At 43.2% G+C, this 12,016-nt stretch carries 5 protein-coding genes and 1 tRNA gene; 3 read left to right on the top strand and 3 right to left on the bottom strand.

The features are described 5' to 3' along the window. Positions 1-26 precede the first annotated feature (26 nt). The 3 genes from aroB (at position 27) to Q0110_RS04715 (ending at position 5,585) form a co-directional block, all read left to right on the top strand. The gene (gene aroB, locus Q0110_RS04725) at positions 27-1,088 is read left to right on the top strand and encodes a 3-dehydroquinate synthase (protein WP_297903334.1); all 1,062 of its coding nucleotides are present in this window, start codon (positions 27-29) and stop codon (positions 1,086-1,088) included. 36 nt (positions 1,089-1,124) lie between these two features. Further along, positions 1,125-1,199 (top strand) — tRNA-Pro (locus Q0110_RS04720). 1,134 nt (positions 1,200-2,333) lie between these two features. Next, the gene (locus Q0110_RS04715; protein WP_297903331.1) at positions 2,334-5,585 is read left to right on the top strand and encodes a DUF6383 domain-containing protein; all 3,252 of its coding nucleotides are present in this window, start codon (positions 2,334-2,336) and stop codon (positions 5,583-5,585) included. A gap of 251 nt (positions 5,586-5,836) precedes the next feature. On the opposite strand, the gene Q0110_RS04710 is transcribed toward Q0110_RS04715, so the two are convergent. The 3 genes from Q0110_RS04710 to Q0110_RS04700 all read right to left on the bottom strand — a co-directional run bounded on the left by Q0110_RS04710 (position 5,837) and on the right by Q0110_RS04700 (position 11,976). Then, positions 5,837-7,108, bottom strand: coding sequence for an ATP-binding protein (locus tag Q0110_RS04710; RefSeq protein WP_297903328.1), 1,272 nt, complete (start codon positions 7,106-7,108; stop codon positions 5,837-5,839). Between the two features lie 238 nt (positions 7,109-7,346). Further along, on the bottom strand, positions 7,347-8,765 hold the full coding sequence (locus Q0110_RS04705; protein WP_297903325.1) for a calcineurin-like phosphoesterase family protein: 1,419 nt from the start codon (positions 8,763-8,765) through the stop codon (positions 7,347-7,349). 40 nt (positions 8,766-8,805) lie between these two features. Next, positions 8,806-11,976, bottom strand: a complete 3,171-nt coding sequence (locus Q0110_RS04700; protein ID WP_297903322.1) for a carboxypeptidase regulatory-like domain-containing protein — start codon at positions 11,974-11,976, stop codon at positions 8,806-8,808. Between the last annotated feature and the right edge of the window lie 40 nt (positions 11,977-12,016).

The raw sequence follows: 12,016 nt of genomic DNA, 5'->3' as shown, positions 1-12,016 counted from the left end.
GGTCTAAGGTTTTAAATAGAAAAGATATGTCAGAGCAAAAAGTGGTTATTTGCAAGGACCTGAAATCGGAACTGCAAGATTTTCTCTCCTCTCTAAAATACGATAAGCTGTTCATCCTCACGGATACGAATACAAAAGAGAAATGTTTTCCCTTGGTAGAGGGAGTACCGGCCTTTCAGAAGGCTCCGATTTTCGCGATGGAAGCGGGTGATACGAATAAGAGTCTAGCGTCTTTAAGCCGGATATGGACTATTTTGTCTAATGAGGGGGCTTCCCGTAACTCCTTGTTAGTGAATTTGGGCGGCGGTATGATTACGGATATGGGTGGTTTTGCCGGCGCGACTTTCAAGCGAGGCATCCGTACGATCAATATCCCTACGACCTTGATGGCATCTGTCGATGCTGCCGTAGGAGGAAAGACCGGTATTAACTTCAATGGATTGAAGAATGAGATCGGTTCTTTTTATCCCCCTTTGTGTGTATTCATTGATTGTGAGTTTTTGCGTACGTTGGATCGTGATAATATTCTTTCCGGTTATGCGGAGATGATCAAGCATGGATTGATTAGTTCGATGGAGAACTACACGTCTGTCATGCTTTATGATATCGACACCATGAATTATTCGTATTTGAATAGTATGGTGGGCCAATCGGTCGCCGTGAAAGAGCGGATTGTAGCTGAGGACCCGAAAGAGCAAGGTATTCGTAAGGCATTGAATTTCGGTCATACGATCGGCCACGCTTTCGAGAGCCTGTCTTTCCGGAAAGAGCGTCCGATCTTGCATGGCCATGCGGTAGCGGCGGGTATCGTGAGCGAGCTTTATCTTTCGCATAAGTCGTGCGATTTTCCGATGGAGAAAGTGAGTCAGGTCGTTTATTATATAAAAGAGTATTATCCGTCGTTTTTCTTCGATTGCACGGACTATGATACATTGTACGAATTGATGACGCATGATAAGAAAAATGAGGGGGGTATCATCAATTTCACTTTACTGGGAAACGTAGGAGATGTCCGTATCAACCAATCAGTCACCAAGGAAAAAATCTTGGAGTCTCTTGATTTTTATCGTGAAAGTTTTGGCATTTAGCGGAAAAAAACTACCTTTGCACCCGTAAAATAAAAGCGGGATGTAGCTCAGCCCGGTTAGAGTACGCGTCTGGGGGGCGTGTGGTCGCTGGTTCGAATCCAGTCATCCCGACTAAAGCTGAGAGAAGAGGAGTTAAGTGTAAGAACTTAGCTCCTTTTTTTCTTTATCTCGATTATTGTTTGACTGCGCTTTTCATGTAACTTAATCCGACCCCAATACAAATCATGCCACCAATTGGATGTGTATTCTCATACGCAACCACACTCTCCGTTTACGCATTAGGGTAACCGTACCCAAATGGATTTAACCTTAAAATACCGGGAATATCCTTTATGACAGGATCGATCCCATAAGGTGGGTTATTGTATTTCCTCAAATATCCCTATCAGTCTCTATGTCGTTTCCGGAAAAATATGTACGTGAATTTCAAAAAACACGTACGACTTTTTGGGAAAACATGTACATGTTTCAACGTAAATATCTACGTGTTTTCATGATATTGATTATCAGCTTGTTAAAAATAAGATCCAATGGTCGGCTTATTGTGGGATTCTTCTTATCCGGGGATACCCGGAAAAAGTGGGAGTAAATCTTTGAGGGTCACGTCCGGATGCCGGTGCGACAGGTTCTCTATCCCCCGGTGCCCTCCGGGCAAGGCCAAATAGTATGAGGCTGAGGTCTGGTGCTCGTCATTTATATAATAACGAGCTTCTCGTGTTTGTGCCTCGCCTGTTTATATAAGCTAGCTTCATCGGCCAAGTAAGTTAAGTAACATGCCGGATTCACTTAACTTACTTGGCCGATGAACTTAACTTACTTTAGAAGTCGGATATACACAAGAATATTCCTTGGTTGCCTCTGAGGAAGATTTATTATTTATATAGACCAATGATTAATATAACAATGTACGCACGTACATTAATATAGGCAGTGAAGTTAGTTTTCTTTAGTAGAAAAATGACTGTTAAAAACGATCGTTTAAATTCGTCATTTGCAAAGGTACGCGTTTCTTTGATACTTGCAACCCTTCTTCGTTATTTTTTTTATCCCTTATCCGCTTTCTTATCAATAGGATAGCCTATCCTTTACGAAACAATCGATTCCTTTAACGAACTTTCCTTTCATGCCTCTTGAAAACGCAAGATTTAGACGATGGTTTAGACTAGTCGTTTTCGAACGGCAGTCTGCTGTCAAGATGTGGCTAAGTGCTTAATTAACACTATTATTAATATTAAATTTTAAATTATGAACAGAAAGATTTCTACATTGTTTACGGCGGGTCTGCTCGTGGCAGGGTCGCTGTGCGGTAGTGCCTTTGCTCAGACTTCAATTAAAGACTTGTTGGGGTTGAAAACACCGGCAACGGAATTGAAAGCCGGACGCTATGTGATTACAAACTCCGCAGATGAGGCGTATGGTTTCACCTCATTAAATGCAGGTACAAAACTATTGAAAGAAGGTGTACGTGCTATTGCTGATCCGGATATCAATGGCGATGGAAGGGTTGATGATCAAGACAAGGACGCAGTTAAGGCTTATGTGTGGACTGTATCGGTGACAGAAGGTGTAAGAGGTGATTTCTCTTATAAATTCACGAATGAGTTGACAGGTCAGGTCTTACGTATCAATGCGGCAAATAATGCGGTGGAATTGAATACGGCTGCAACGACTGGTAACGCAAACTTCGTATTTGGAGCAAATTCTCAAGCAGACGATAAGTATACGGCTACAGAGACTCCAGCAGGTTCAGGCAATTATACATATCCGACTATGTTCGCTTATAAAGCAGCTCCGGGTGATGTTGTCTTAAGTTGGGATATTGCGAATAAATCTTCTGTGACAGCTTCTGGAACATTCGCACCCTATTTCTATGAAGTGGGTTATGAAACATTTACGGATGCCGCAGAATTGAATGCTTTGTATAACACGGCTGGTTTCAATTTTGAGACTAAAGATGCTGTTGAGGAGAATTTGTTTGGTGACAAGAAAATTGTCGCTTATAATTTGACTTCTCCGATCAATGTTGACTTGGGTGATAAGGCTATCCCTTCTTATGTAAAGATGACAATCCCTGCAGGTATGTATTTCTTTGTGGGTGATAAACCTAAGTCTGAAACCTATCAAGAGTGGTTCAAGCATACGGTTATTGCGGTAAGTTCTACGAATACGGTTGAGGCTACGACTGTTGATCGCGGTAATGGTCAAGGTTTTGAACTGACAACCGTAAAGGTTAGCGACTTTAATTTCTATACAGAAACGAATCCGGCCAATATCGAGGCTCGCTGGCAGTCTCAAGGAACAGAGACATCTATTTACAACGCTTGTTTCACAGTGAATAAAGACTATTTGTCTGCTTATCCGTATGCGTTGTCTTTAGGAACTTTCCGTTACAAGGCAAAAACAAACGATGCGAAACATGAGGAGGTAACAGATATGAGATTGGCTATCTTGGGTCATGGCGATAAGAATTATTTGGCTACTCAGAAGACTGCGGCTCCGAATCTTCCTCAGTTTATCTTCAAGTTATCTAGTTCTTTGGCTAAGGATGGTATTGACTTCTTGAATACGGAGGCTAAGGCTGCTATCTATAACATCCGTGTCATGAGCGGAACGCAGGGTGAGGCCGAGAGTTTGTATGGCAAGTATTTGACTGTTAATACGGTAGAGGTTCGTACAGGAACAGCTCCTAGCTATATCTATAATAATGAGTTCATGTGGACAGCTAAGGCTCAAACATTAGTTGATCTTGCTTATCCTGCTTACCAATTTGTTATCACGGAGGTTAGCGGTAAGGATGTGACTTTCACGAACCGTGAGACTCGTGAGTACTTTACGGCTAAATTGTTCCCTGTTGAGGGTGAGGAAAACGTATATGAACTAGGTGTTGGCGCTACAAGTGTTAGCTTTAGTGATGTTCAAGCCGTATATGTAGATGAGAATACTTATAATGAGGAGACTAGTGATCCCCGTTATAACAAGCCGTTGAACAGACTGAAAATCAAATTGGAGAAGGTAGCTGAGGTTGATGCTTACGCTGGGTTCTTGAATGTTGACAATAAGTCTTTGATGACGATGGCGTTTGCCCGTGACAGCTATGAGACTTCTAATAAGTTCTATGCCGCTGTTTATGAGAACTCTGCTGTGGCAGAACAATATCATTTGAACGCTTATAATGAGTTCGCTACGGAAGTATCTAAAGCTGCTCAATGGCAGTTGATCAAGAGCAGTACTCCGATGAAGGTAGTAGAGCGCAGTTTCGTGTACAATGATAATGACCATGTAACTGTAAAGGCTAAGGCTGATGTGGTTTACGCTTACACTTATCAATTACGTTATGTGGTAGACGGACAGGAGACAGAGTCTTTCTTCTCTTTGGCAAATTCAACTAATAACTATGTTGACTCTAATGACCAACTAGAAAGAGACAATACTTATAATCTTTCTCGAGCTGACAAGTTCATCATCAAGCAAAATGTGGATGGTTCTGTTTCCTTGATTGCTGTGAATGCTATCGGTACGACCGTTCCGAATAACTCAAGCGTATTTGATGAGGATATCGTATCCGTGGTAGCGGTTAGTAGCTATAAAAATAATAGCGGAAAGTATGTACAATACTACACTCAACCGGAGGATATCTATAGTTTGTATGCATATAATTTGAATACTGAGTGGGCTTTGAGAACTTACTTGATCGCCGAGTCTCCAGAGATTAGCTATCCGGCTAAGGAAGGTTATGTACAGTTCGAGGGTGAGTTGGGCAACTATATGTCCATGAACGAGAACAAGGAAGGTATCTTGGTTAACCAAGCGGCTACTGCTTTCTACTTGCACGTGACAGACGAGGAGGCCGTTATTCCTTCATTCTATATCTCTAAGAACGATAACTTCTTGTTCCACGCAGAAGACTCAGTGAACTATTATGTAGCTGATGGTAAGTATGACAAGAAATATCAATGGGCTGAGGAAACAACCAAAGCTATCTTCAAGGCTGCTACAATTGATGAGAGCCGTGATACTTTGACAACAAATATCAAGGGCGAGATGAGAGAGATTGCTGTTAAGGCTGATGACGTGAATACGTTAGGTGGCTTGGATCGCTTCAAGGTTCAGATTGTATTGGCAGAAGATGCAGATGATTTGTATGTGGTTCGCTCATTGACTAGCAATGGTTCTGCCGCTAGATATTTGTATGCTGTTAATGATAAGTTGACATGGACAAGCTCTAAGTCTCGTGCTTTGAAGTTCAACATCGTAGAAGGTATTCCTACTTCCAACGAGTCAATCGCTGACGCTACCGAAGGTATCAAGGTTATCGCTGGCAACGGTATGATCGAGATCCAAGGCGCCGCAGGCAAGATGGTTTCTGTAACGAACGTTCTTGGCAAATCTATCGCTAACACGGTTCTTACTTCCGATAACGCTACGATCACGGTTCCTGCGGGTATCGTAGTAGTGTCTGTGGAAGGCGAGGAGGCCGTTAAGGCAATCGTTAAATAAAATAATGACGATAATAACATAAATCGAAAATCATTCCCGCGGGAGTTGTAGTGATTCAAGTAGCCCGTGAGGGCGAACAGGCGGGAATGGATTAATATTAATACTAAAGTAATAAATTAAAGTTCATTCCGTAAGTACTTCCGTGAGGATGGAAACGGATAAAAAACAAGCCCCGGCAGGTTTCCTTGCTGGGGCTTAGTTTTTTTTGTCTATAAATATAATACTACAGAATATAAATTGTCTTTCAGACCTTAGAGAATGGCATGGGATAAATTCCATGCTTGTACGTGCTTTATCCCTTCTTTGGAAGGAAACGGCAGATCATCGAGCGAGACAACGATCTTCTCGTAATTATCCTCAATGGCCTCTAACGAGGCATATTCCCGTTCGATGGTCTCTTTGTCGATTAGTAAATAAGTGGATTGTAGATAGATAACCCGATCTCCTTTGATAGCGACGAAATCCACCTCTTTGCTCTTTATGCTGCCTACGTATATTTGATAGCCGGCCCTTAATAAATCTAGATAAATGAGGTTTTCTAGTTTATATCCAATGCCATAACCGAAGCCTTGATATAAATAATTGTTGAAACCTAGGTCATTGATGTAATACTTACAATTCCCGGCGATGGTCTCCTTTCCCTTGATTTGGTATTTTTCGACTTTATGTACCAAAAAGGTATCCTCTATGTAACTAATGTAGGAGGCGATCGTATCGTAGCTGGTCTTCCTTCCCGAGCTCTTGAAATAATTGGTGATATTCCGAATTGATATTAAATTAGATGCGTTATTTACCAGATAGACAAAAATGTCCTCAAGCAACTTAGCGTCTTTTATATTTTGTCTTTGTATGATATCGCGTAGTAATACGGTATCTTTTAATGCGGATATATAATTTCGTTGTACTTCTGGTTGAGATAGATGGTATAATTCTGGCATACCACTACTTTGCATGTATTCTAGGTAGTGTACCTTGTTATTTTCTTTTTGGGTGATTCCAAGAAACTCTGTGTATGAAAAAGGATAGATGGCAAATTCCACATAACGTCCGGCTAATAACGTGGCGAGTTCCCCAGATAGCATTTTAGAGTTGGAACCACTGATGAATAACTCATATTCGGCGGTATAGTCCTGTGAGTATGAGTTGGCGAAGCGTTCCCACCCCTCTACGTTTTGGATTTCGTCAATGAACAGATAGATACGACCTTGAGGATTAATTTGTTTTAAGTAGAGATTAAACAGGGAATCAAGATCTTCATGAGTTTTCAAAAAATAGAAGGCGGATAGCTCACAGTTAATGAAGAATATATTTCGGGGATTTACTCCACTATTGGTGAGATGGCTGGCTAGCTGACGAAGGAGATAGCTTTTCCCTACACGTCGCTGTCCTACCAAGACTTTGATTAATCTGTTTCCGGTGTAGGATAATATCCTATCTAAATAATCTTGCCGTTTATAGCCTGTTGGAAAATCGTTTCCACCCCATAGGTTATACTTCTCTAATGCCTTAAATCTGTCGTCCATACTCGAAACTTTTGCGTAAAAGTACAAAAGTTTCGAATGAACTCGAAACTTTTTCTATTAAGAAAGGAATATACCCTTAGAAAAATAACGGCAACCGCTTTCCTCCGAAAGCCGGGTTGCCGTTCAAAGTTAGGAATAAGGTTTGGTTTGTTCCTTTGTAATGATTCTAAAGTCAATATGTAAGAGAGTTTTCTTCATTTTATCAATACAAAAGTAGATACCGCTTGTTACGATTTGATTACGGAAGTGTTACATTTTTGGTAAAGGTCTTTCCAAACCGGTTAACAACCTTGATTTGTACGTCTTTGGCTCCATCAGAAGGACGGCAACGGAATAGATGTAATGTATGATAGCCGGAGGGTTTTCCGTGCATGTCGATATAGTCTTGATCTTCATCATCGAATTGCTCCATACGACCTTTTTCAATGCCGTTTTCGCTCCATGTAACTTGGTAGGCAGGGTCCCAATCCCATACGTTCACTACCAGATAATCCGCTTGCGACTTGAATTCGTTAGGCTTATAAACCCTGAATTGATAATCCCGGCCGTGTCCGGTTGCCTTGTAATACCAAGTAACGGTATTTCCTTTCACCTCTACGACCAAATAACCGTTCGGAGCGCCACATCGGTTCACGTGGCCGGCCCACCAAGCTCCGCAAGCGGCTCCGATATTATGCTCATACAGGTTCGGCGTGACTGGGTTGTTCTCGAAGAAATGCGTATGTCCGGCGAAGATATGGACATTATAAGGGCGAACGATCTCTTTCAGGCTATCAGCGTCCTCGGCGTTTCCTCCACCTTTGTCTGTCCGGTTGAATACCGGGGCATGTACGTTGATGAACACAAGTGTCCCGGGCTTGACATAACTCAGGTCGTTTCTCAACCATTCTAGTTGTTCTTTTCCGAAACGCTCGTCATATTTCTTGTCTTTATAATAATCGATATCTTTTAAGGTGATGATATGTACGTTACCGATATTGAACGAATAATTGTAAGGGCCGAAATGATCTTCGTAGATACGCTCGGCGTAGCTTGTCTCGGTTACTTTTTGATTGGATAAGGCCGGGTAACGTAAATCGTGGTCGTGATTACCGATCACGGAGAACATCGGAATGCCTAAAGCGGAGACCGCTTCCTTATAAGGAGTGAATAAATCCATGCGATCCCACGTGATATCTCCCAATGCCATGCCGTAGACCTCTTTTCCTTGATAATGCGCTATGGTCTGTTTCAGGTCGGGGATGGTCTCTTCACGGAAACGTTTCATTTGTTGCTCATCGATGGTCTGGGGATCGGAGATCGCCAGATAGATAAACTCATCGATAGTCTGTTTCCGTGGGGTGAGCGTGAAATCATGTTCATTTACCTCCTTGCTTTTATCAAGTTCCTGATAGAAAAGACCCGGTATGCCTCTTGTCTGCGCGATCTCATAGCCACCCGGAACGGAGAGATAGACAAAGCGGCTTTTGTCCAGGTTCGAATCCAGGCTATATTCGCCCCGCTCATTTGTTTGCGTGAAATTATAACCATCTGTTACGACTACACCTTGTAGCGGTTTGCCTGCCGTATCGGATACGGTACCTCTTACGGTAGCGGCTTGCGCTATCCATGTAGATAACGCAAGTAAAAACGAGAATGATAAGAATAGTCTCTTCATCGTAATTCTTTTTTATGATTTGAATATGAATATGTATTAGTTAAAACTTATAACGTATACCGATTTGAATCTGCCAGGGATTTCCATTCATATTGGATACACCCGTGTTTTTGTTTATGTTATATACGTATTGCTTCTTCTCCGCGTCGAAACTCTTGATAGAATAGATATTCTGTTTATCCAGGTTGTGCCCTGCTCCCCAGTTCTTGTTCAGCATATTCAAGAAGTTGAAGAAATCTACTGAGGCTTCGATAGAATGAGTCTTATAGATTTTGAAGTTCTTGTTCAGGCGCAAATCGAAAGTGCCATAGAAGCCGTTTACTCCACCGTTACGCTCGGCCACTTTTCCGAAGCTCTTGCGGATATAATCTTTTACGCTTTTCTCTGCGTCCGGATTATCCAAGATCGCTTGGATTCCCTCGCGGAGATACTGAGGCGTATTGCTATCGTTCGGGTCATAGATATAAGCCAAGTCGTTGGATGATACGAAATCGCCGTTCATATTACCACTGACCGCCAAAGAGTAACGGGTTCCACCGATCCCGGAAAAACGTAATCCCACACTGATCCCCCAGAAAGAAGGAGCCGTACCGTAGAATACGACTTTGTGGCGGAATTGATTGTCCGAGTAAGTCATGGTACTCAAATCGCGAGGATCGTCTTTTACCATCAAGGCCAGGGTCGCCGTGTTCGCTACGTTTCCGTTGTAAGAGGTGTTATCCTTGGAATCGTTCCACGTATAACTGAAAGAAAGTTCGCCATCTTTGAAATAACGCCAGGTACCATCTACTACAAACGCGTATTGGTTGATCTTTCCTTCGCTGACCAATTCCAGCACGCGCCCTACCTTATCGCTTTTACGTCCTTGCATCCAGTCGGTCGCTCCGTTCTCGGTATTGATACTCTCGGCAGGGACGAACACGCCGCGGTTTCCTTCGGCGGCGATACGGAAGTAAGGCTCGTCCATCATATTACGGTCTACGTACATATAATTATGGCGTGCCCAGTTAGCGTAAGCGCTGATACCTACCCGCAAGCGATCGGAGAAGAAGTGCGTGTAGCTGGCATTCAACTTATATACCACCGGTACACGGGCATCCTTGCTGTTCATATTGATCGTGCTGATCTTCTGGATATTCGGGTTATTGAATAAATCAACGCCCGGGGCGGTGGAAGGATCTTTGCGGTATGCCGGGAAATTCGGTGTCGGAACCAAATTACCTTGTATATCCACAGACGCTACCTTCGTGCCGTCGAACAGCATATTGTTGATCATGGAATAGTTGTTTAAATCCGAGCCGAAGATACCGGCGCCAAGACGGATAATATCCTGATGTTTATCATTCACGTCCCACGTGAATTGAACACGGGGTTGCAATTGAAAGGTAGAGATTACGTTATCTGTACGCAGCCCCAACTCATCGTAAACGGTCTGGTTGAAGTTCGCGTGGTTGAAATAGCGGGTATAATCCGCACGGATACCAGCCATGACCTCGAATCCGGTGAAAAGCTTCGTTTGCAATTGTCCATAGACCGCGGAGTTCAAGGTATTCATTTTCACGGTAGGATCATCTACCAAGGCGATTTCCCGGGCATAGCGATAAGGAGTCAGGTTCTCGAAATTATCCAATCCCGTAAAATAAAACCGTCCGTTCATCTCGCTGCCATAGAGTGATCTCATATGGGTATACATGAAATCCGCGCCGAATGTATAGTTGATACGGTCCGTATTATAATATATATTGTCTACCAATTGAAGTACATTATCCTTGAAACGTTCGGGAGCGTAGCGTTGACCTCCAAGCTGGATAGAAGTGTACATACTTTTATCGCCAGATATAGACTCCACGTTCTCAACGATTGCCCTTGGGATATTGGAGCTAGGCAATTGCTTGTTCGGGGTCGTGGCCTCGTAAACCAAGAAATGTTGAAGTTTCAACTCATTGGTGAGTTTCGGGCTTAATACCGAGCGCAAGGTAGCGAGTAGGCTGTTGTTATGCGATTTGCGATCGATCCAAACCTCGTAAAGATTGATACTGGAGTTATCGCTCTCGCTTTGTTTATTATCCTCGTTGATAAAATTATTACGAATGGTTAACAAGTTGGTCGCGTTCAACTGCCAGTCGATACGGGCGAAGACCGCGTTTGTCTGCTTCTTCTTACCGAACTCCCCGAATTGAGGATCATTGGAGACTCCGTATTTAGTACGGGCGATATCCAGATAACGGTCTAGCGTAGATTGAGTGACATTATAGCGAGACTCGTCTGCCGCCGTTTTGATATCCGCTATATAAATCGGACGGGAATCCTGTTGATGATCCCATACGACATAGAAGTGCGCGCGGTCTTTCACGATCGGGCCTCCCAAAGAGAAACCATATTGATAGGTAGAGAAGTCGGAAGTCGATTTATTTCCCCGTATATCGTAGGAGCTGGATAACCAATCGGCACGGCCGAACCCGAATACGCTTCCGGTGAAGGTATTGGTTCCGGATTTCGTAACGGCACTTACGGTACCGCCTCCGGAACGTCCGTTGGTCACGTCGTATTGATTGGTTACCACCTCAAACTCGCGGACAGCTTCCATGGATATCGTATAAGCGCCGGAAGTAGTTCCGCTCGCTACGGTACCTTTCGCTGTCATACCGTCGATCGTGTAATTCGTTGAGGATGATAATTGTCCGGCAATGTTTCCCCCGCTGCTCAAAGGAGAGAGATCCATCAAGGAAGTGAAGTTACGGCCATTCACCGGAAGCTTCGTGATATTTTGAGCGGAAATAGACGTTGCCGCTCCGATCTTCGGAACCATGTTCTTCAAGGAATTGGCAACCACCTCAACGGCTTGGATCTCCACCGATTCTTCTGCCAGTTCGAAATCCACCCGGAGCATATCCCCTTGGTTCAATGCGTATCCTGTCTTTTTCTGTTCCCCATAACCGATATAAGACGCTGTAACGGTATAAGGAGAACCTAGCGGAAGCTGCTTGATGGTGTATTCTCCTTTCTCGTTCGTGATAGAGCCCGTGAAGAATCCGGTAGATTCATTCTTGACTTGGATCGTGGCTCCGATCACCGATTCCCCTTTATTATCCACGACCGTACCCGTGATAATCGCTTGCGTTCCTTGGGCGAGCAAGAGAGCCGGCAAGCAATTAAAAAATAATAAACAGGCAAGCAATCTGTAAGTAATACGTTTGTTAAACATCCTCATAACAATCTTTTTAAAATTAAACCTAAATATCTTTTACGGC

Source organism: uncultured Parabacteroides sp. (assembly GCF_947855115.1).
Taxonomy (GTDB): Bacteria; Bacteroidota; Bacteroidia; order Bacteroidales; family Tannerellaceae; genus Parabacteroides.
This window is presented reverse-complemented; position numbering and strand designations above follow the sequence as displayed.

What these genes read in the sequence shown, in the direction of transcription:
- aroB (WP_297903334.1), top strand. Translation starts at nt 27, where the DNA reads ATGTCAGAGCAAAAAGTGGTTATTTGCAAGGACCTGAAATCGGAACTG.
- Q0110_RS04710 (WP_297903328.1), bottom strand. Translation starts at nt 7,108, where the DNA reads ATGGACGACAGATTTAAGGCATTAGAGAAGTATAACCTATGGGGTGGA.
- Q0110_RS04700 (WP_297903322.1), bottom strand. Translation starts at nt 11,976, where the DNA reads ATGAGGATGTTTAACAAACGTATTACTTACAGATTGCTTGCCTGTTTA.
- Q0110_RS04715 (WP_297903331.1), top strand. Translation starts at nt 2,334, where the DNA reads ATGAACAGAAAGATTTCTACATTGTTTACGGCGGGTCTGCTCGTGGCA.
- Q0110_RS04705 (WP_297903325.1), bottom strand. Translation starts at nt 8,765, where the DNA reads ATGAAGAGACTATTCTTATCATTCTCGTTTTTACTTGCGTTATCTACA.